The 20,382-nt window shown below is 60.9% G+C and carries 22 protein-coding genes and 2 tRNA genes; 15 read left to right on the forward strand and 9 right to left on the reverse strand.

Annotation, left to right across the window (positions count from 1 at the left end; genetic code table 11):
* The first annotated feature begins 30 nt into the window (after positions 1–30).
* On the forward strand, positions 31–675 hold the full coding sequence (locus RAZWK3B_RS05415; RefSeq protein WP_007812969.1) for a TRAP transporter small permease subunit: 645 nt from the start codon (positions 31–33) through the stop codon (positions 673–675).
* On the forward strand, positions 675–2,075 hold the full coding sequence (locus RAZWK3B_RS05420; protein ID WP_007812970.1) for a TRAP transporter large permease: 1,401 nt from the start codon (positions 675–677) through the stop codon (positions 2,073–2,075). The genes RAZWK3B_RS05415 and RAZWK3B_RS05420 overlap by 1 nt, the downstream gene beginning before the upstream one ends.
* A gap of 40 nt (positions 2,076–2,115) precedes the next feature.
* On the opposite strand, the gene RAZWK3B_RS05425 is transcribed toward RAZWK3B_RS05420, so the two are convergent.
* From RAZWK3B_RS05425 to RAZWK3B_RS05445, 5 genes are all read right to left on the reverse strand, one after another.
* Positions 2,116–2,562: an NUDIX hydrolase gene (locus RAZWK3B_RS05425; protein WP_037295174.1), complete on the reverse strand. Its 447-nt coding sequence runs from the start codon at positions 2,560–2,562 to the stop codon at positions 2,116–2,118.
* Between the two features lie 76 nt (positions 2,563–2,638).
* Positions 2,639–2,884, reverse strand: coding sequence for a MoaD/ThiS family protein (locus RAZWK3B_RS05430; RefSeq protein ID WP_007812973.1), 246 nt, complete (start codon positions 2,882–2,884; stop codon positions 2,639–2,641).
* Positions 2,885–2,890: 6 nt separating this feature from the next.
* Positions 2,891–5,146, reverse strand: coding sequence for a xanthine dehydrogenase family protein molybdopterin-binding subunit (locus tag RAZWK3B_RS05435; protein WP_007812975.1), 2,256 nt, complete (start codon positions 5,144–5,146; stop codon positions 2,891–2,893).
* On the reverse strand, positions 5,146–5,625 hold the full coding sequence (locus RAZWK3B_RS05440; RefSeq protein WP_007812976.1) for a (2Fe-2S)-binding protein: 480 nt from the start codon (positions 5,623–5,625) through the stop codon (positions 5,146–5,148). Before RAZWK3B_RS05440 ends, RAZWK3B_RS05435 begins: the two co-directional genes overlap by 1 nt.
* Complete coding sequence (locus RAZWK3B_RS05445) at positions 5,622–6,485, reverse strand: FAD binding domain-containing protein (protein WP_037295175.1); 864 nt, start codon at positions 6,483–6,485, stop codon at positions 5,622–5,624. Before RAZWK3B_RS05445 ends, RAZWK3B_RS05440 begins: the two co-directional genes overlap by 4 nt.
* A 279-nt stretch (positions 6,486–6,764) precedes the next feature.
* On the opposite strand from RAZWK3B_RS05445, the gene RAZWK3B_RS05450 reads away from it, so the two are divergent.
* Positions 6,765–8,510 carry a sugar phosphorylase gene (locus tag RAZWK3B_RS05450; protein WP_007812980.1) on the forward strand — a complete coding sequence of 582 codons (1,746 nt, stop codon included), beginning with the start codon at positions 6,765–6,767 and terminating at the stop codon, positions 8,508–8,510.
* A gap of 9 nt (positions 8,511–8,519) precedes the next feature.
* Here the strand turns inward: RAZWK3B_RS05450 and RAZWK3B_RS05455 are convergent, their stop codons facing one another.
* From RAZWK3B_RS05455 to RAZWK3B_RS05470, 4 genes are all read right to left on the reverse strand, one after another.
* Positions 8,520–9,740 carry a glycosyltransferase family protein gene (locus tag RAZWK3B_RS05455; protein WP_007812981.1) on the reverse strand — a complete coding sequence of 407 codons (1,221 nt, stop codon included), beginning with the start codon at positions 9,738–9,740 and terminating at the stop codon, positions 8,520–8,522.
* The gene (locus tag RAZWK3B_RS05460; RefSeq protein ID WP_007812982.1) at positions 9,733–10,527 is read right to left on the reverse strand and encodes an HAD-IIB family hydrolase; all 795 of its coding nucleotides are present in this window, start codon (positions 10,525–10,527) and stop codon (positions 9,733–9,735) included. The genes RAZWK3B_RS05455 and RAZWK3B_RS05460 overlap by 8 nt, the downstream gene beginning before the upstream one ends.
* A 55-nt stretch (positions 10,528–10,582) precedes the next feature.
* The gene (locus RAZWK3B_RS05465) at positions 10,583–11,659 is read right to left on the reverse strand and encodes a PLP-dependent cysteine synthase family protein (protein WP_007812983.1); all 1,077 of its coding nucleotides are present in this window, start codon (positions 11,657–11,659) and stop codon (positions 10,583–10,585) included.
* 120 nt (positions 11,660–11,779) lie between these two features.
* A complete protein-coding gene (locus tag RAZWK3B_RS05470; protein WP_007812985.1) occupies positions 11,780–12,754 on the reverse strand; it encodes a quinone oxidoreductase family protein in 975 nt (324 codons plus the stop codon).
* Positions 12,755–12,885: 131 nt separating this feature from the next.
* On the opposite strand from RAZWK3B_RS05470, the gene RAZWK3B_RS20480 reads away from it, so the two are divergent.
* The 12 genes from RAZWK3B_RS20480 (at position 12,886) to RAZWK3B_RS21050 (ending at position 20,380) form a co-directional block, all read left to right on the forward strand.
* A complete protein-coding gene (locus RAZWK3B_RS20480) occupies positions 12,886–13,314 on the forward strand; it encodes a glutathione S-transferase family protein (RefSeq protein WP_007812987.1) in 429 nt (142 codons plus the stop codon).
* 148 nt (positions 13,315–13,462) lie between these two features.
* Positions 13,463–13,536 (forward strand) — tRNA-Gly (locus RAZWK3B_RS05480).
* Between the two features lie 102 nt (positions 13,537–13,638).
* On the forward strand, positions 13,639–15,435 hold the full coding sequence (locus RAZWK3B_RS05485; protein WP_007812989.1) for an ABC transporter transmembrane domain-containing protein: 1,797 nt from the start codon (positions 13,639–13,641) through the stop codon (positions 15,433–15,435).
* Between the two features lie 54 nt (positions 15,436–15,489).
* On the forward strand, positions 15,490–16,374 hold the full coding sequence (locus RAZWK3B_RS05490) for a carbon-nitrogen hydrolase family protein (RefSeq protein WP_037295176.1): 885 nt from the start codon (positions 15,490–15,492) through the stop codon (positions 16,372–16,374).
* Positions 16,375–16,456: 82 nt separating this feature from the next.
* On the forward strand, positions 16,457–16,675 hold the full coding sequence (gene infA, locus RAZWK3B_RS05495) for a translation initiation factor IF-1 (protein ID WP_005978431.1): 219 nt from the start codon (positions 16,457–16,459) through the stop codon (positions 16,673–16,675).
* A 12-nt stretch (positions 16,676–16,687) separates the two neighbouring features.
* Positions 16,688–17,269: a Maf family protein gene (locus RAZWK3B_RS05500; RefSeq protein ID WP_007813031.1), complete on the forward strand. Its 582-nt coding sequence runs from the start codon at positions 16,688–16,690 to the stop codon at positions 17,267–17,269.
* Positions 17,266–18,291, forward strand: a complete 1,026-nt coding sequence (locus RAZWK3B_RS05505; RefSeq protein ID WP_007813033.1) for a ribonuclease E/G — start codon at positions 17,266–17,268, stop codon at positions 18,289–18,291. Before RAZWK3B_RS05500 ends, RAZWK3B_RS05505 begins: the two co-directional genes overlap by 4 nt.
* Positions 18,288–18,470, forward strand: a complete 183-nt coding sequence (locus RAZWK3B_RS05510; RefSeq protein ID WP_007813034.1) for a DNA gyrase inhibitor YacG — start codon at positions 18,288–18,290, stop codon at positions 18,468–18,470. Before RAZWK3B_RS05505 ends, RAZWK3B_RS05510 begins: the two co-directional genes overlap by 4 nt.
* Before the next feature lie 78 nt (positions 18,471–18,548).
* A tRNA-Phe gene (locus RAZWK3B_RS05515) sits at positions 18,549–18,623 on the forward strand.
* 635 nt (positions 18,624–19,258) lie between these two features.
* Positions 19,259–19,621 (forward strand): thermonuclease family protein, encoded by a 363-nt coding sequence (locus RAZWK3B_RS21920; protein ID WP_353611283.1) that lies wholly within the window; start codon positions 19,259–19,261, stop codon positions 19,619–19,621.
* 10 nt (positions 19,622–19,631) lie between these two features.
* On the forward strand, positions 19,632–20,084 hold the full coding sequence (locus RAZWK3B_RS05520) for a hypothetical protein (RefSeq protein WP_157132159.1): 453 nt from the start codon (positions 19,632–19,634) through the stop codon (positions 20,082–20,084).
* Between the two features lie 8 nt (positions 20,085–20,092).
* On the forward strand, positions 20,093–20,380 hold the full coding sequence (locus RAZWK3B_RS21050; protein WP_007813040.1) for a hypothetical protein: 288 nt from the start codon (positions 20,093–20,095) through the stop codon (positions 20,378–20,380).
* Positions 20,381–20,382: the final 2 nt, after the last annotated feature.

A 20,382-nucleotide genomic window follows, 5' to 3' on the forward strand; every position in this document is an offset into this window, starting at 1 on the left:
TGCAGACTATCCGGAAAGAAGGGGACCGATATGGCAGGTGCTGCATCAGTACTGTCAGATGACAGCCGACTCAGCCGTCTGGATCGTGGCTTTTACAGGCTGGAACGGTTCTTCGCACTGCTCAGCGGTATCGCCGTGTTCGTCTTGATGCTGTTGGCCGTATTCTCGGTAACGGGCCGCAACATTTTCAACCAGCCGTTGCCGGGCTATGTGGATTGGATCGAACAGATCATGCCGCTTATCGCTTTCATGGGCGTGTCCTATACGCAGCGTGACGGCGGACATATCCGCATGGATATTCTGGTCGGCGCATTGAAGGGGCGCGCGCTGTATCTGGCCGAGTTCATCACCACATTCGCGATTCTGATCCTGATGCTTCTGCTGGTCTGGGGAAGTTGGGCGCATTTCGAGCGCAGCTTCGATTTTTCGTCGCCGCTCTGGAGCAGGGACAGTTCGATGGATATCGCACTTCCGCTTTGGCCGGCGAAACTTCTGGCCCCGGTGGCATTCGCGGTGCTCTGCGTTCGTCTTGTTCTGCAGCTTTGGGGATACATGCGGGCCTTTGTGCAGGGAATGGATGAACCGGTCGGTGTTCCGCTGGTGCTGGATGCCGCGACAGTGGCTGCGCGCGAGGCCGAGCATGTCAGCCGCCGCGAAGATAAGGGGGCCAACTGATGGAACCTATCGATATCGGCCTTGTCGTAACCGGTGGACTGCTGGTTTTCGTGGTTCTTGGTATGCGTGTTGCCTTTGCCGCCGGGCTCGCCGGTTTGGTCGGGCTGATCTGGATCTTCTGGTCCAAGAAAGGCTATGACCCCGACGAATTCGGTTGGGCGCTGACGGTTGCAGCCAAGACGGCAGGTCAGGTGCCGCATTCCAAGGTCAGTTCGCAGGCGCTCAGTCTGATCCCCACCTTTATCCTGATCGGCTACCTGGCCTATTACGCCGGGCTGACCCGGGCGCTTTTCGAGGCGTCCAAGCGATGGATCGCCTGGGTTCCTGGTGGCCTAGCGGTATCGACGGTCTTTGCCACGGCGGGCTTTGCTGCAGTTTCCGGCGCAAGCGTCGCCACTGCGGCCGTGTTTGCGCGCATCGCCATCCCGGAGATGCTCAAGATCGGCTATGACAAGAAATTCGCCGCCGGTGTCGTGGCGGCGGGCGGCACTCTGGCCAGTCTGATCCCGCCCTCGGCGATCCTTGTGATCTATGCGATCATCGTCGAACAGGATGTGGGCAAGCTGCTTCTGGCGGGGTTCATTCCCGGAGTGTTCTCGGCGCTGGTCTATGCGATTCTGATTATCGGTATGGCCCTGACGATCAAGGGTTTCGGGCCGCCGGTTGGGGGCTTTTCGTGGCGTGAGCGGTTCGAATGTCTTCCCGCGGCCCTGCCCATTGTTCTGGTCGTCGTGACCATCGTCTTTTTCGTCTACAACCCGTTTGGCGGGGACGCTTGGGGAACGCCGACCGAAGGCGGCGCAATCGGCGCGTTCATCGTGTTCCTGATGGCGGTGTATCGGGGCATGAGATGGGCCGAACTGAAGGATGCGCTGCTGGAGACGGCAAAGCTGAGCGTGATGATTTTCACCATCATCTGGGGTGTTCTGATCTATGTTCGGTTTCTGGGCTTTGCGGAATTGCCAAGCGCCTTTGCGGACTGGATCACGTCACTGACCATGTCGCCCATGGTGATCCTGATCTGCATTCTCTTGGCCTATGCGGTGCTTGGAATGTTCATGGATGCTATCGGTATGCTTCTTCTGACGCTGCCCGTTGTCTATCCTGCGGTCATGGCGCTGAACGGCGGCGTATATGTGTCTGCCGAAGACAGCGCATTCGGCATGTCTGGACCGATGTGTGCGATCTGGTTCGGCATCCTCGTGGTCAAGATGGCCGAGTTCTGCTTGATAACACCGCCTATCGGGCTGAACTGTTTTGTCGTGGCCGGGGTCAGACCCGACCTGAGCGTGCAGGACGTGTTCAAGGGCGTCACGCCGTTTTTCATCGCGGATGGCATCACCATCGCCCTTTTGGTCAGTTTCCCAATGATCGTGCTATGGCTGCCGGGCCTGGCCTGAGCATGTCGGGGTCATGACGGTCAAGGTCGAGTGCGCGCAATCAGCGCAAGTCTCGGATATGGCGTGCAACGAAAGCGGCATCGCCGGAACTGGCCAATAGCTCGGTGGCTTGCTCTGCTGAGGCCCAGATCACGCTATGGCCCGGTTCTGTAGGTTCCGAGAGCTGCAGGACTGGCGTGGCCACGAAGATCGTGCAGATCTTTTCCGCCCAGATGTCATATTCCGGCATGTAGGCGAAGCGGCGATACACACCAAGCCGCCGCGCGTCCGCGATCTTCCAGCCGGTTTCCTCGCGCACTTCGCGGTGCAGCGCTTGCAGGGGGGACTCGCCGGGGTCGATGCCGCCGCCCGGCAGTTGCAGCTCCGGTTCCGGTGCTTCTTGGAAGGTCAGCAGAAGACCTGCGTCACTTGGCAGTATGGCATAGACGCCGGGGCGTGGGCGGTAGGCCTGATGACGCACAGGAGGCGTGCCGAATCTGGGGGTCATGCGGGGGCTCTCCGTTTCCTGATCCTTGGCCTTGCGTCGCATAATGCGCCTGCAAACGCCAGCGCGCGATACCGCGTCAGCCGCCCTTGAGGCGCGCCAGCAGCACAACCTCGCTGTCGTCCTTGATCCGCGTGAACCAGCTGTCGTTGTAGATCCGTCCGTCGATGGCGACCGACACGCCGCGGTCCAGTTGCGGACGCATCCCGGGATAGCGGTCTGCCAGAGCATCCAGCAATTCCCGCAGGGTCGACGCATCGATCTCGACCTCGCTCTTGTTGTCGGTCGCCGCCTTCAGAGAGCCGAAGATCTGCACCTTAACCATGGCGTGTCAGGACTGACCCGACCGGATCGCCGCCAGCAGCTTGGGTGGTGACATCGGAAGGCTTGTCATGCGAACCCCTGCCGCGTCGGATACGGAATTGGCAACGGCCGCCAGCGGCGGCACGATCGAGGTTTCTCCAACGCCGCGCACGCCGTAAGGGTGACCGGGATTTGGAATTTCCAGAATGACCGTGTCGATCATCGGCAGGTCAGATGCCACGGGGATGCGGTAATCGAGAAAACCGGGATTCTGCAGGATGCCGTCCTCGCCATAGATATAAGCCTCGTTGAGCGCCCACCCGATGCCCTGCACGGCGCCGCCCTGAAACTGGCCCTCGACATACGATGGGTGCACCGCCTTGCCCGCGTCCTGAAACACGGTGTAGCGCAAAATCTTGACGGCACCTGTGTCGGGATCGACCTCGGTATCGACCATATGAGTGGCGAAGCTGACGCCGGCGCCTTCGGCATTCACTTCGAAATGCCCGGCGATCGGCCCACCTGTGTTCGAGGCGATGGCCGCAATCTCGGCCAAGGACATCGGTGGATGCTGGCCTGCGTTGGGGCCAGCGGGGCGGGCGGCGCCGTCTTCCCAGATCACCGCGTCTTCGTCTATGCCCCAGACCTGTGCGGCACGTTTGCACATCTCGCGCTTGGCGGCGCGGGCGGCCTCGATCGTGGCAAGGCCCACGGCGAAGGTCACCCGGCTGCCGTCGGTCACCTCGTTCTGACCAAGCGAGCCTGTGTCGGCGATCACGGTGCGCACCCGGTCATAGGGAATGCCCAGTTCTTCGGCGGCCATCATCGACATCGACGCCCTCGATCCGCCGATATCGGGATTGCCTTCGGACAGGGTCACGGTGCCATCTGGCGTTATATTCAGTGAAACGCAGGTATCGCCGCCAAAATTGAACCAGAAACCACAGGCGACGCCCCGCCCCTGATTGGGGCCAAGTGGCGCGGACCAATGCGGATGATCCTTTGCGGTGCGCAACGTGGCCTCGAGCCCGATGGCCGGATAGGTCGGCCCATAGGACGCGCGGGTACCTTCGCGGGCGGCGTTCTTGAGGCGGACTTCCAAAGGGTCGAGGCTGAAGCTGCGGGCGAGTTCGTCAATCGCGCTTTCCACTGCAAATGCGGCCATTGGCGCGCCGGGGGCGCGATATGCGGCCTGTTTGGGCCGATTTGTGACCACGTCAAACCCTACGGTTCGTACGTTTTCGAGGTCATATGGTGCGAAAGCCGACATCGATCCCATGTCCACCGGAGAGCCGGGATAGGCGCCCCCCTGATAGCGCAATTCGGCGAAGCCGGCGGTGATGCGGCCATCGCGGGTCATGCCGATCCGCACGTCGATCGAGCTCGAGGCGGTGGGGCCGGTGGCGCGCAGCACCTCGGAGCGCGACATCACCATTTTCACCGGGCGTCCGGATTTCTGCGACAGCTTGAGCGCCACGGGTTCCAGAAACACGGTGGTCTTGCCGCCGAAGCCGCCGCCGATCTCGGAGGCGGTGACGCGCAATTGCCCCTGTTCGATCCCGAGAATCGCGGCACAGGTGTTGCGCACCATGTAGTGACCCTGGGTGCAGCACCACAGATCGGCCTGACCGTCGGCGTTCATCGTGGCAAGGCAGGCATGCGGTTCGATATAGCCCTGATGCGTCGCCTCGGTCCGGTAGGTGCGTTCCAGCACGCGGTCGGCCTGCGAGAGGCCAGCGTCGATATCGCCATGGCCGAACTCGTGACGGGCCATCACGTTGGGCGACATGCCGGCAGGGACGGTTTCATCGGCGCGGCCCTCGTGCAGCGCCGGGGCACCCGCTACCATCGCGGCGTCGACATCGGTGACATGCGGCAAGGGCTGGTAATCGACCTTGATGAGCTTGAGCGCTTGACGGGCCACCTTGCCCGATATGGCGGCGACGGCGGCGACGGCATGGCCGTCGTAAAGCGCCTTTTCTCCTGCCATGCAATTGTCGAGCACATCCGCAACTCCGGGAGCGCTTGGCGGTCCGAAATCGGCGCGGGTGACCACGGCGTGAACGCCGGTCAGGGCCTCGGCTGCGGAGGTGTCGATGGATCTGATCCGGGCATGAGGGTGCGGGCTGCGCAGCACCAGCCCCACCAGCATTCCCGGCGCGGACATGTCTGCGCCGAACCGCGCACGCCCGGTGACCTTGTCGATGCCGTCGGGGCGCAAGGGGCGTGTGCCAACGACCTTGAACTGCTGTGGCTTGGTGTCGGTCTTGCTATCGAGTGCCATCAAGATGCCTCCCGCATGTCCTTGGCCGCGTCCAGAACCGCGCGGATGATCTTGTCATAGCCGGTGCAGCGGCACAGGTTGCCGGCCAGCCAGTAGCGCGTTTCTTCCTCGGACGGGTCGGGGTTGTGGTCGAGAAGGGATTTGGCCGCGACAAGAATGCCCGGCGTGCAGATCCCGCATTGCAGGGCCGCGTGTTCGATGAATTTCTGCTGCAGCGGATGAAGCTGATCGCCTTTGGCCATGCCTTCGATCGTGCCGATCTCGCGGCCTGCCGCTTCGGCGCCCAGCATCAGGCAGGAGCAGACAAGCCGCCCGTCCACGGTGACCGAGCAGGCCCCGCAATCGCCGGTGCCGCAGCCCTCTTTCGAGCCGGTCAGTCCGAGATGATCGCGCAGCACATCCAGAAGGGTCTCTTCGGCATCGCAGAGATAGTCCACGGGATCGCCGTTGATCGTGGTGGTGACGTGGATCTTGCTCATGATGCACCTCCGGCGCGGGTCTTTGCGATGATCGCGGCGCGTTTTGCCAGAACTCCGGCCACATGGACGCGGAATTCCACGGTGCCGCGCTTGTCGGCGATGGGCTTGGCCGCGTCCGAACAGGCGCGCGCCAGAGCGTCCAGTGCTGTGTCGTCAACTGTCGTGCCGATCAGGGTGTCGGCGGCGGCGTCAACCAGAATGGCCGTGGGGGCCACGGCCCCGAGCGACACGCGCGCCGCCGTGCAGGTGCCGCCCGCGTCCAGCGTCAGCGCCAGGGCGCAGCCCACCACGGCGATGTCCATCTCAGTCCGCGGAATGAACCGCAGATAGGCGTCGCCGGACCGCTCGGGGCGGGACGGCAGCCAGATCGAGGTGACGAATTCGCCGGGGGACAGGCATGTCTTGCCCGGCCCGGTTGGCACATCGGCCACCGGGATGTCGCGCAGGCCGTCTGGCCCCGCGATTCGGGCCACGGCGCCTGCGGCGATCATCGCGGGCACGCTGTCGGCTGCTGGCGAGGCGTTGCACAGGTTGCCCGCCATTGTCGCGCGGCCCTGTATCTGGGTGGAGCCGATCAGGTTCACGGCTTCGACCACGCCGGGCCAGTCGGCGACAAGCTCCGCATGTTCGCCCATTTCGGCGCCGGATAAGGCGGCGCCGATGCGCCAGCCGCCCGCATCGCGGGAGATGCGGCGCAACTCGTCGATGCGCTTGATGTCGAGAATGCTGTCTGGTTCGGCAAAGCCCGAGCGCATCCTGACCAGCAGGTCGGTGCCGCCTGCGAGCACCTTGCAGTCTCCGCTTTGGGACGAGAGCAGGCGTATGGCGTCGTCTATGGTGGTGGGAGACAGGTATTGCATGGGCCGGTTCCAGAGGTCGTTTTGGGGCGCGCGCATCAAACGGGTCACGCATTATGCGGCCCAAGCGTAACCCTGTCCCGAGGGCACATCAATCGTTGTTGTGACGTGCCGCTGCGCTTGCAGATTGGCGCAGGCCGCAGCATGAATGCGGGTGGTGTGGGCAAAAAATGAACAGAAATCAGGAGTTGTGGCCCAATCGGGGCGCTTCAGATGGACCCCGGCCTGCTGGTGTTCTAACACTTGGGGTAGGGGGCGACACGCAGCAGGAGCCATGTCCGGGTGATCCAAACGTCCAGATTGTTCAACGCACGCCTGCACGAGCTTCTTCGTGCGATCTATCCGCGCGAAGACAGCAGGGCGCTGGCGGATGCCATCATCACGGCGTTCTGGCCCGAGGGCACGCAGCGCCGCAGGCGCGCCCGCGCGCCGAGCAACGGCTTGTGGTCGGAACGGGATGCGATTCTCATCACCTATGGCGACACGATCCGGGACGGTCAGCACAAGCCGTTGGACCTGTTGCAGGATTTTCTGGTCAATCATCTGGATGGCGTGGTCAATTGCGTGCATATCCTGCCGTTCTTTCCGTTCAGTTCGGATGACGGGTTTGCCGTCACCGATTACCGGGCGGTCAATTCGCAGCTTGGCGATTGGGCGGATATCGAACGGATCGCCGCGCGGTTTCATTTGATGTCGGATCTGGTGCTCAACCATGTCTCGAGCCAAGGGGCGTGGTTCAATGCCTATCGGCAGGGTCAGGCGCCTTATGACCGGTTCTTCTTTGAAGGGGATCCGGCGGATGATCTGTCGATGGTGGTGCGCCCGAGGACAACCCCGCTGCTGCAGAAGATCGAAACGCGCACCGGTGATCGCCATGTGTGGTGCACCTTCAGCCACGATCAGGTCGATCTGAATTTCGCCAATCCCGAGGTGCTTGTGGAAATGCTGCGGATCATCCGTCTGCATATCGACAAGGGCGTGCGGATCCTCAGGCTCGATGCGGTGGCGTTTTTGTGGAAAGAGCCGGGCACGCCCTGCATTCATCTGCCACAGACCCACGCCATCGTGCAGCTTTTGCGGCTGCTGTGCGATCATGCGGTCGAAACGGTCGTGCTGCTGACCGAAACCAACGTGCCGCGCACCGAGAACCTGAGCTATTTCGGCAACCGCAACGAGGCGCATGCGGTTTATAATTTTCCGCTGCCGCCGCTGATCCTGCATGCGCTGCAATCGGGGAGCGCGCGGTATCTGCATCGCTGGCAATCGGCGATGCCGCCGGCGCAGCTGGGCTGCGCCTATCTGAATTTCACGGCCAGCCATGACGGGGTGGGGATGCGGCCCGCCGAAGGGGTTTTGCCGGCTGAGGAAAAGGACCGGATGATCCAGACGGTGCAGGCGGCGGGCGGGCGCGTGTCGATGCGGACGCTGCCGGACGGGTACGAGGAGCCTTACGAGCTGAACTGTGCGTTGTTCGATGCCTTGCGCCGGACCTTCGAGGGCGAGGACGGCCATCATATCGACCGTTTCCTGTGTTCACAGACCATCGTGATGTCGCTGGAGGGGATCCCGGCGTTCTATATCCATTCGCTGCTGGCCACCCGCAACGATCACGAGGCGGTCGAGAGGCGCGGGATGAACCGGGCGATCAACCGGCATCGCTGGCATTATCCCGAGCTTCTGGAGTTGCTGCGCGATCCGGCATCGGATCAGTCCAAGGTGATGCGGGGGATGTCCGAGAGGTTGCGGCTGCGGTCGCGGCAACCGGCGTTCCATCCCAATGCCACGCAGTTCACGCTGACGCTGGATGAGCGGCTGTTCGGGGTGTGGCGTCAGAGCCTTGATCGCAACCAGTCGATCTTTGCCATTCACAACGTGAGCAACCAGCCGGTTGCGGTCAGCCCGTCCACGATCAACCTGATCGAGGACGATATCTGGACGGATATCCTGAGTGGGGACCGGATCGCGCTGGCCGGACCCGAGATCGTGTTTGCGCCCTATCAGTGCCGGTGGATCACCAACCGCGCCTGAGCGCGGCGGTCAGCGGTAATCCTGCGCGTCGTCGGCGGCGGCGCGCAGCAGGTCGGACAGGAAATCGGGATCGGCGGAATGGACCCTGTTCCATGTCGGGATGAAGGGGCTTTCATTTGGGTTTTCCAGAAAGATCTGCCCCGCGCGGATGATGTTCTCGGCAAAAAGTTCGACCGATTTCTCTTCCTTGTGACGGTCCAGAGACAGGCCGTTCATCTTGGCGTCGTTGTAATAGCATTCCAGCAGGTCGAGCGCCTGACGGTAATAGGTCGCCTTGAGCGTGCGGAAGAGATTGGGCGTGAACACCGTGCCGTCCGAGGCCAATTTGCGGAAGATCGCCTTGCAGATATCCGTGGACATCCGGCTGAGGCCGCGATTGGCGTCTTCTGGAGACAGCTCCTGATGCTTGTGGTCATAGGCGTCGGATATGTCCACCTGACAGACAGATTGCGGCGCAAGGTTGCGCCACGCCTCTGACAGCACCCCGATCTCGAGGCCCCAGTCCGATGGAATGCGAAGATCGGGCAAGGTCGAGGTGCGCATCGCGAATTCGCCCGACAGCGGATAGCGGAAGCTGCGCAGGTAATCGAGGTAATCGCGGTCCCCCACCACCTTCTTGAGGGCGATCAGGAGTGGGCTGACCAGAAGCCGTGTCACCCGGCCATTCAGTTTCTGCCCGTCGATGCGGGGATAGAACCCCTTGGCCATCTGATAGGGAAAGGCCGGTTGCGCCACAGGATAGACCAGCCGGGCCAGCATCTCGCGGTTATAGGTCAGGATATCACAGTCATGGATCGCCATGATCGCACTGTCGGCGCAGGCAATCAGGTAGCCCATGCAGCCCCAGACATTCTTGCCCTTGCCGGCCTCTTGCGGCGCAAGGCCAAGCGCATCGAGACGCTGGCCAAGTGCGAGCATCCGGGGGCTGTCGTTCCAGATCACCATATGCTTTTGCGGCAGGCGGCTGAAAAATGTCTGCGCGTGGCGAAACTGGGCTTCGTCGGCCTTGTCCAGCCCGATGATGATGCGGTGCAGATAGGGCACCGTGCACAGCTCATCGAGGATCGCGGGCAGCGCGGGGCCTTCGAGTTCGGAGTAAAGGCATGGCAGGATCAGGGATATCTTGCGCGTTTCGGCGCAGGCGGTCAGCTCATAAGTCAGATCGTCCAGCGTACGGGTGCGCAGGTTGTGCAGTGTCGTGATGCTGCCGTTCTGGTGAAAATCAGCCATGTGCCTTGCGTTCTCCGATCTTGCCCAACTCGGTCAGCAGCGCCGTCACGGCCTGCGCCCAGCCTTCGGGGCCTTGCTTTTGCGTCCGCTTTATACGACCGCGCGCTTCGCCCGGGAGAGGGGGAATTGCGGGGGCGGCGGGGTTGTTCACGATCACGCCAAAATCGGCTTTCTGCAACATTTCCAGATCATTGGGCGCATCGCCAAGGGCGATGGTATGGGCCGGGTTGCAGGTGGCGATGATCTCGTCCATGCGGTCGGCCTTGGTGCCGCCCATGGACAGGGTCAGGAAGCGGCCACCGCGACGGGCGGTCAATCCGGCCTCGGACGCGGCATGGAGAAAGGTCTGGAGATCCTGCTCCGTGCCCGACCAGAGCCCCGGTTCGCTGAACCGCCTGTCGCGCGCCAGAGCAGCTTGGGCGGGCGGCAGCCCGGTCAGGTGGCTGATCTCGGGTGTCGTCATGTCGCCGAAGCCGCGAAAACCCGACGGCAGATCAGCGAGGATCGCGCGGATTTGCAGGTAGATCCCTGTATCGGGCGTGTCGGTCTGGCCCCCGGCCAGCAGCCCGCCGCCATTCTCGACGATAGCGGGCCAGTCGGGAAAGCCGATGGCGTCACGAAGGCCGCAGACCTCGGCGGCTGTCTTGCTGGTGGCCAGCACGAGGCCAGCGCCCAGATCGTGCAAAAGGTTCAGGGCAGGCAGGGCCGGACCCCAGGAATAATCCTGATGATCCAGCAATGTTCCATCGAGATCGGAAAAAACAACGATGTCAGCTGCGTGACCCATTTCCGAACTTTAGACCACTTCCCGACCAAGTGCGAGACCCAAGCGGGAAGTGGCGTCAGTCCGACGACATCTGTGCCGTCGGGGTGGAGCGCGAAATCTCCCATTCTTCGTCGGACATCTCTTCGATGACGCCGTCGAAAAGGGGTGTAGACAAATACCGCTCGCCGGTATCGGGCAGCATGACCAGCATCACCGACCCGTCGGGCGCGGTCTTTGCCAGATCCATCGCCACGGCGAAGGTCGAGCCACCCGAGATGCCGGTAAAGATGCCTTCTTCGGCGGCAAGGCGTTTGGACCATGCGATGCCGTCGGCGCCGGCCACCGGGACGAGCGAGTCGTAACTCTGCTTGTCGATCGCTTCTTGCAGGACATAGGGGATGAAATCCGGCGTCCAGCCCTGGATCGGATGCGGCTGGAACGCGGGATGGCTTTCGGTGGGCTGATGCGCCGCGTTGCGGGTGTTGACATAGCCCGAGGCGATCAGCGCGGCATTGGCCGGTTCGCTGAGAATGATCTTGGTCTCGGGGCGTTCGCGTCTGAGAACCCGTGACACGCCCGACACGGTGCCGCCGGTGCCATAGCCGGTGATCCAGTAATCGAGCCTCGCGCCGTGAAAATCGTTGATGATCTCGCGGGCGGTGGTGGCCTCATGAATCGCGGCGTTGTCGGGCGTCTCGAATTGGCTGGCGAGGAACCAGCCGTTTTCCTCGGCCAGTTCCTTGGCCTTGGAATACATGCCGAAGCCCTTCAGCGCCTTGGGGGTCAGAACAACCTTGGCGCCCAGAAACCGCATCAGCTTGCGGCGCTCGACCGAAAAGCTTTCGGCCATTGTGACCACCAGCGGATAGCCTTTGGCGGCGCAGACCATGGCAAGCCCGATGCCGGTATTGCCCGATGTCGCCTCGACCACGGTCTGACCGGGTTTGAGGCGGCCATCGGCCTCGGCGGCCTCGATGATGTTCAGCGCCAGCCTGTCCTTGACGGAGCCTGCGGGATTGAAGGCTTCGAACTTGACGTAGACGGAGACGTTTTTCGGCGCGATGCGGTTGATGCGGATGACGGGCGTGTTTCCCACGGTGTCCAGAATGCTGTCATAGCGCTGACCCCGTCCTTCGGTGCGTCTGATCGTCATGGTATGTCTCTCCCCTTCGCAAAAATGGTGCCGTGGCAGGCGGTGCGGCCATGCGATGCCACCGGTCCGCGAGACCTGCGAACCGGCAGCTTAACACGGATCACGCCGCGCTGCGCCCGGTCAAAGCGTGATGATCGTCGAGCCGGTTGTCTGCCGTCCTTCGAGGGCGCGATGCGCGTCCGAGATCTGCTCCAGCGGGAAGGTCTGACCGATATTGACCTTGACCGCCCCGCTTTCGACCTTGGAAAACAGGTGGCGGGCCATGTCCTGACAACGCTCATGGTCCGCGAGGAAGGTGAACAGGGTGGTGCGGGTCAGCTTGAGCGAGCCCTTGGCGGCAAGGGTCAGCAGGCTGACGGGTTCGACAGGACCCGAGGCATTGCCGAAGGACATCATCATGCCAAGCGGCTTGATGCAATCAAGCGAGGCGGTAAACGTGTCTTTGCCCACGCCATCCATCACCACATCGACACCCTTGCCGTCGGTGAGTTCCTTGACCTTGGCGACGAAATCCTGATCGCGGTAATTGATGCAGGAGGTTGCGCCGTTTTCGAGTGCCAACTGGCATTTCTCGTCGGTGCCCGCGGTGCCGATCAGCTCGATCCCCTCGGAGCGCGCCCATTGGCAGGCCATAAGACCGACGCCACCGGCGGCGGCGTGGAACAGCACCTTGTCCCCGGCTTTCAGGGGCCAGACACGGTGAAAGAGGTATTCCACGGTCATACCCTGCAGCATGATCGCGGCGGCATCCTCGAACGAGATCGCGTCAGGCAGGGGGCAGACCTGTGCTGCGGGCATGACACGGGCATCGCAATAGGCGCCGGGCGGTGTCGCGGCATAGGCGGCGCGATCGCCCGGCTTGAGATGGGTGACCCCCTCGCCCACGGCTTCGACGATGCCGGCGGCTTCCATGCCGAGCGCATGGGGCAAGGTCAGTGGATAAAGACCGGTGCGCTGATACACGTCGATGAAGTTCAGGCCGCAGGCCTTGTGCGCGATCCGGATTTCATCGGGGCCGGGTGCGCCGACCTCGGTCTCGATGAGTTTCAGGTTTTCCGGACCACCGGCCTGTTCGATGACAATGCTGCGCGACATATGTGTTCTCTCTTCCCTTGGGTGATGCGGCGGAGATCGCCCCGCCATTCCCGCCGGAGTTAAGTGCACTGCGTCGCGAATGGCAATGTGTTGAACGCAATCGGCACACGGCAAAGTCACAGGAGGACGTCATGGAACGCGGGACGAGTTTATACGGGTTCGACGGGTCGACTTATGTGCGTGCGGTGAAGATGGTTCTGGCCGACAAGGGCATGGACTGTCAGCCGGATCAGATCAATGTGCTGGCGGGCGAGCCGCACAAGCCCGAGCATCTGGCCCGCCATCCGTTCGGCAAGGTTCCGGTGCTCGATATCGACGGGATCCGGATTCGCGAAACCGATGCGATCTGCCGATATATCGAGGACGCCCGCCCCGAGCCGGCGTTGATCCCGGCCAATCGCCGGCACCGCGCGGCGGCTGGCCTTTCCTTTTCCGGCCAACACGCCTGCATGATGCAGCAAGGGCACATATCGGCACGGATTTTTGCCGGGCACACACGTTTAGCGGCAAATGTGCTATACATAGGCTTAGGGGGCGCATGCCTCCTACCTCCCTGTTAGACTGGCCGGCTTACTTGAGCCGGCCCTTTTTTTCGCGAAAGCGGCGCCAAGCGGCCCGGTCTGCTCGCGTCTGCGCCGGGGTGGATCGTGAATTGATCTCGACTGCTTGACCCTTGCCGCAGCTTGGAATATGCGTCGGCCTTGCTGAGCGGGCGTTGTGTAATGGTAAGACCCTTGCCTTCCAAGCAAGAGATGCGGGTTCGATTCCCGCCGCCCGCTCCAGCTTATTGGGAAATCTGTTTGCACCTGCGGCAAATCTGGCCCCTTGACCCCACGCGCCTCCCCGGCCAAGTAACGTGTCCGTAAAGGGCAAGGGAATGGAAGATGGTGCGCAAAGCTGAAAATGGCGCCGATATGCTGGAGCGTGACAAGTCCAAGGACATGGGTGCGCTTGGCGAGCTTTGGCCATTTCTCAAGCCCTACAAAACGCTTCTGGGTGCGGCCCTTCTTGCGCTGGTTCTGACGGCGATGGTGTCGCTGGCGCTGCCATTGGCGGTGCGCCGGGTGATCGACAATTTCGGGGTGGAAGACAGCGCCCTTCTGGATCTTTATTTCATGGCCTCGCTTGGTATCGCCGCTTTGCTGGCGATCGGCACGGGGCTGCGCTATGCGCTGGTCACGCGGTTGGGCGAACGTGTGGTGGCCGACATCCGCAAGGCCGTGTTCGATCGCGTGATCGGAATGAGCCCGGCCTTTTTCGAAAAGATCATGACCGGCGAGGTTCTGAGCCGGATCACCACCGACACGACGCTCATCCTGTCGGTGATCGGGTCGTCTGTGTCGATCGCGCTGCGCAATCTGCTGATTTTTGTCGGCGGTCTGATCTTCATGATGCTGACCTCGGCCAAACTGACCGGGATGGTGCTGCTGATCGTGCCGCTTGTGATCGTGCCGATCCTGACGATGGGCCGAAAGCTGCGCAAGCTGAGCCGGGAAAATCAGGATTGGATCGCCAACAGTTCGGGCAATGCATCCGAGGCGCTTTTGTCGGTTCAGACCGTGCAGGCCTTTACCCACGAAGATGCCAGCCGCGGACGTTTTGCAGATGTGACCGAGGAAAGTTTCGACGCGGCCCGTCGGCGCATCATGGTGCGTGCGGCCATGACGATGATCGTGATCTTCCTTGTGTTCACCGGTATTGTCGGCGTCCTTTGGATCGGTGCGAATGACATGCGCGCGGGGAACATGACGCCCGGTTCGCTGGTTCAGTTCGTGATCTATTCGGTCATGGTGGCGGGCGCTGTGGCGGCCCTGTCCGAGATTTACGGCGAGCTGCAGCGGGCCGCCGGTGCCACGGAACGGCTCGTTGAATTGCTGCAGGCGGAAGATCATGTGAACGACCCTGCCAAGCCCGTTGCCTTGCCGCGCCCGGTGCGTGGTGAGATCAGCTTCGAGAACGTCCGATTCGCCTATACGTCGCGCCGCGAAACGCCAGCGCTTGACGGTTTCGATCTGAAGGTTGCCCCCGGCGAGACGATCGCTCTGGTCGGACCTTCGGGGGCGGGAAAAACGAGCGTGATCCAGATGATCCAGCGCTTTTATGACCCCGATCAGGGACGTGTCCTGCTGGACGGGATTTCCCTTTCCGACATGGAGCGCCGGGATTTCCGGCAGGACATGGCGCTGGTTCCGCAAGACCCGATCATCTTTGCCGCCTCGGCGCGCGAAAACATTCGCTTTGGCCGTCTGGATGCCACCGATGCCGAAGTCGAAGAGGCCGCGCGCGCAGCGGCGGCACATGATTTCATAGCGGTCCTGCCTGACGGTTATGATACCTATGTGGGCGAACGTGGCGTCATGCTTTCCGGCGGGCAGAAACAACGCATCGCGATTGCGCGCGCCATCCTGCGCGATGCGCCGGTGCTCTTGCTGGACGAGGCGACCTCGGCGCTTGATGCGGAAAGCGAGCGTGCGGTGCAAACGGCGGTCGAGGCGATGGCGCGCACCAGGACCACGATCATCGTGGCGCACCGTCTTGCCACGGTTAAAAAGGCCGACCGTATCATCGTGATGGACAAGGGCCGTATCGTGGCTCAGGGCACGCATGAGGCATTGGTGGCAGAAGACGGGCTTTACGCGCGTCTCGCACGGCTGCAATTCACCGATGGTCAAGCGGCCTGAGCGGGGTGCGGCAGGGTGTGATCCCGCCGTGCAGGTTGTGAAGGGAGCCAGATGATGAAGATCGCGACAGCGGCCTATCCGCTTGATCCCGTGCAGTCCTGGGACGCCTATGCCGCCAAGCTGAAGGACTGGGTGGCCGACGCCGCAGGGCAGGGCGCGGACCTGCTGGTTTTTCCGGAATATGGCGCGATGGAACTGGCGATGCTGGACGGCGCGGAAGCTGCAGGCGATCTGGAACGATCCCTGCATGCGGTGTCGCGCTGGCTGCCGGAGGTGGACAACCTGCATTCCGATTTGGCGGCACGCTACGGGGTGCATATCTGTGCGGCATCGGCGCCTGTTTTCGATCCGGATCACGGCACAAGGCCGGTCAACCGGGCCAGGCTGTTCACACCGCAGGGGGGCTGCGGCGTTCAGGATAAACAAATCATGACCCGTTTCGAGCGCGAAGATTGGGACGTGATCCCCGGTGGCCCTTTGCGGCTGTTCGACACAGCCCTTGGCCGGATCGGTATCCTGATTTGCTATGACGTCGAATTTCCGCTTCTGGGGCGAGCCTTGTCGGATGCCGATGTGATCCTTGCCCCGTCCTGCACCGAGGGGCTGGCGGGCTACTCGAGGGTGCGCATCGGGGCCATGGCGCGGGCGCTCGAGACGCAATGTGTCGTGGCCATGGCCTCGACCGTGGGCGAGGCCGCCTGGTGCCCTGCGGTGGATGAAAACACGGGCATGGGTGGTATCTTCGGCCCGCCGGACACCGGATTTCCGCCAACAGGCGTGATTGCCGAGGGTGTGTTGAATAAACCCGGCTGGACCTTTGCCGAGATCAGGCCCGCGGCTGTCGCGGCTGTGCGGGTCGATGGCGTCGTGCTCAACCGCGCGCACTGGACAGAGCAGGTGGAACGCGTCGAGAAAGCCATAAACCTGAGCCTGCGTTGATTATAAGCTTGAAAAACACGGCGAATGGCCCCATTTAAGGCGCGGTCCGCACATAGGCGGATTCCATAACGAAGGAGATATCATGGCCAAGGAAGATACGCTCGAATTCCCCGGTGTCGTGAAGGAACTCCTGCCTAACGCGACGTTTCGGGTCGAGCTTGAAAACGGCCATGAGATCATCGCGCATACGGCAGGCAAGATGCGCAAGAACCGCATTCGCGTTCTTGCGGGCGACAAGGTTCAGGTGGAAATGACGCCCTATGATCTGACCAAGGGTCGGATCAATTATCGCTTCAAGTAAGCTTTTGACTGAATGCGTTTGATCCTCGGATCCGGCAGCCCGCGCAGGCGGGAGCTGCTGGCTCAGATTGGGGTGGTGCCGGATGACATCCGCCCACCCGACATAGATGAAACCCCACGCAAACAGGAATTGCCCCGCCCCTATTGCGCACGCATGGCGCGTGAAAAGGCGATGGCCGTGGTTGCGGATGGCGGGGATATCGTTCTGTCGGCGGATACAACGGTGGCCCTTGGCCGCCGGATCATGGGCAAGCCCGCGACCGCCGCAGAGGCGGCGGAGTTCCTGCTGGCCATGTCCGGTCGCCGGCACAAGGTGATCACCGCCGTCGCGGTGCGCCGGGGGGAGCGGCTCTGGGAACGGGATGTGGTGACCAGCGTCAGGATGAAGCGCCTGTCGGATCAGGAACTCAACGCCTATCTGGCGACTGGCGATTGGCAGGGCAAGGCGGGCGGTTATGGCATTCAGGGACCGGCCGGTGCCTTGATTCCCTGGATCGAAGGCTCGTTCACGGCGGTGGTTGGTCTGCCGCTTTATGAGACCGCAAGCTTGCTGCAGGCCGCGGGCTACCCTGTATTCGGAGGATGGACAGAATGAAGGGCCGGTTGATTGTGCTGGATGATCTGAACGGTCATGAGGCGGCGGCCCTGATGGTCGATGGGCGGCTGGAGGATCTGTTTCTCGACAGCGACGGGATAAGGACAGGCGCGATCTACCGCGCTGTAGTGGATCGTCCGGTCAAGGGGCAGGGAGGCGTCTTTGTCCGCACCACCGATGGTATGGGGTTTCTGCGACAGGTGAGCGGTCTTCGCCCCGGTCAGGCCGTTCTGGTTCAGGTCACCGGCCAACCCGAGCCGGGCAAGGCCCTGCCGGTGACCTCCAGGCTTTTGTATAAAAGCCGCTACGCCATCGTCACACCTGATGCGCCCGGACTGAACGTGTCGCGCAGCATTCGTGATGAGGATCGGCGTGATGCACTTCTGGCCATCGCCCATGCCGAGATGGGGGATGCCGAGATGGGCCTGATCCTGCGATCCTCCTGCGCCGAGGCCAGCGATGACGACATCGCCGATGATATCCGCGCCATGCATGATCTGGCGCAAGCCGTAGCCGAGGATGCCGAGGGTGCCGGGCCGGAAAAGCTGACTGAAGGGGATGGTCCGCATCTGCTGGCATGGCGCGAGTGGACGGATGTGGCCGAGCTGGACACGACACCGGGAAGTTTCGCCGCGCATGGCGTGCTCGATCAGATCGAGGCCTTGCGTCAGCCGGACTGCCCGCTTTCGGGCGGGGCATCCATGGTGATCGAGCCGACACGCGCCCTGATCGCGGTGGATGTGAACACAGGTGGTGACATGTCGCCGGCATCAGGCTTCAAGGCCAATCTTGCCGCTGCAAAGGAGCTTCCGCGCCACTTGCGCTTGCGCGGGCTTGGTGGGCAAATCGTGATAGATCCCGCGCCCATGCCCAAGAAGGATCGCCGGCAGTTCGAAACCACGCTGCGCGCCGCTTTTCGGGCGGACCGTGTCGAAACGGCCCTTGTCGGATGGACCCCACTGGGCCATTTCGAGTTGCAGCGCAAACGCGACCGCATAGCTCTGAGCGAGGTGGCCGAATGACCTGTCCGATCTGTCAAAAGCCGACCGACACACGCTTTCGTCCGTTCTGTTCGAAGCGCTGCGCGGATGTGGATCTGGGGAAATGGTTTGGGGGTGATTATGCGGTCCCGTCTCAAGACCCCGAAGATATCGAGCGCGCTTTCGAAGAGGCGGAAAAAGAGCGGGCGAAACCACATTGAAAATTTTGCCAATCCCTCTGGACACGCCGTGCGCGCTCGCCTAAGACACGCGCACCCGAACGCTGACGCGTTCCCCATGCCCGGGTAGCTCAGGGGTAGAGCAGTGGATTGAAAATCCTCGTGTCGGTGGTTCGATTCCGCCCCCGGGCACCATTTAAACCAGCAAAATCAGTAACTTAGACATCGCACATTTTTACGAAATGTGTTGCACACTCATCGCACAGTTTTGTCGCGTGTTTGAGCTGTGCAGCTGGGTGATTTGCTGTGTTGAACACAGTGTTTGCGGTTACTGTGTTAAACACAGTGTTTGAACACAGTTTTTGCAACATAGTCCCCAAACACAGTTGCGTTAAAAGCTGTTTCGCATCCGGAAGCCGTCATGCATTCTCTTCCAAGTACTTTCCAAATTGGCGGATCGAGCTCATCTCAAAAAATTGAACAAGCTAAATCTTGAACTTATGGGTGCAGGGAGACGCAGCGATGTGCTGGTCTACTTGGATTGAACACAGCGACGACTGTATCCTAGTAGAAACATCCATCTTTCGCTAAAGGGGTATGATTTGAACCGCATAGCGATGCTCGCTTTTTTTGTGCCCTTGGTATTTGCGCTGGTGCTATTCCTCGTGGAAGATAGCCAAAGGTCGACACTTACAGTTCGAAATAATCTCGATGTCGAAAGACATGAGAGTGCAACAAGTTCCCCAAACGAATTCGACCATAATGATGCAACGTCCAAAGGCTCACTGATGGGCATTGCATCGGTCATTGACGGCGATACGATTGATGTGATGGGAACCCGTATACGTTTGCATGGAATAGATGCGCCCGAAATAGGCCAGTTATGTGCCGTAAACAGCGCGAAATATAAATGTGGACAACGATCCACCTTTTATCTTGAACAACTTCTTGGGCGGTCAGTCGTCACATGTGAGACTCTTGACACAGACCGGTATGGCCGGACTATTGCAACCTGTTCCGTCAACGGGTCCGACATTGGCGCATCTATGGTCGCAAGTGGCTGGGCACTAGCGTACCGCAGGTACGATGATGTATACGTACCACATGAGACTGATGCTAAAAATGCAGGACGTGGTATCTGGCAGGGCGAATTCATCGAGCCTGCTCTGTGGCGTTCTGGTGAAAGATTGTAGGAGATGAGAGTTGTCTAAAGAAGACAAAGAAACAGCCAGAGATGTTGCGGTTCGGGTTGACCACACTCCAACAACGGTCAACTTTGGGCCAACTCCAACAATTGACCTCGCAGGTATTCCAGAAGAACAGCGAGCAAAGATGCTGGCAGATTATAACAACAAAGTTCTGGATGTGAGCGCAGCAGCCCATCAAATGAGAGTTGACTCGGATGCGCTCCGGGCAACTTTAAACTCGCTCTCGAATACCACTAATGAAGCGGCTCAAGATGGCAATTCTGTAACGATTACTCATACGCAGGAGACATCCATCGGCCGTACTGAAGTTATCATGGGAAACACTGACCAAGCTAAGACAGGTAAGCTTACCAAATCTCAGACGGGGGAGCGCGATCTAACTCCATACTACATTGGGGGAGGTTTGCTCGCTATGGTTCTGATAGCGGCTCTTCTAGGAGGCGGGTAGAGGTTTTCATGACCCGTTTTATGATAGATCTGAATCTGTCTGATAACGAGATTTCGGAGCGTTTTATGAGTTACCTCGTAAAAAAAAACCTGAGCCAAAAATCGCGTGAATATTTTGAGGAGCAATTCGAGAAAACCATTGTTCCACGTTTTTCTAGTATGCGTGTGTTGTATAATAATGGCAGCAATATTGAGCTTTCAAAATATTTAGAATTCGAAGGTGATAGGTTGCTAATAACCCTAAATACTGAACCTTTGACATTTTTGGGTCGCTTAAAAAAGCTTTTCGGTGGGTGAAA

It is taken from the genome of Roseobacter sp. AzwK-3b, from assembly GCF_000170875.1.
GTDB lineage: Bacteria > Pseudomonadota > Alphaproteobacteria > Rhodobacterales > Rhodobacteraceae > Roseovarius > Roseovarius litoreus.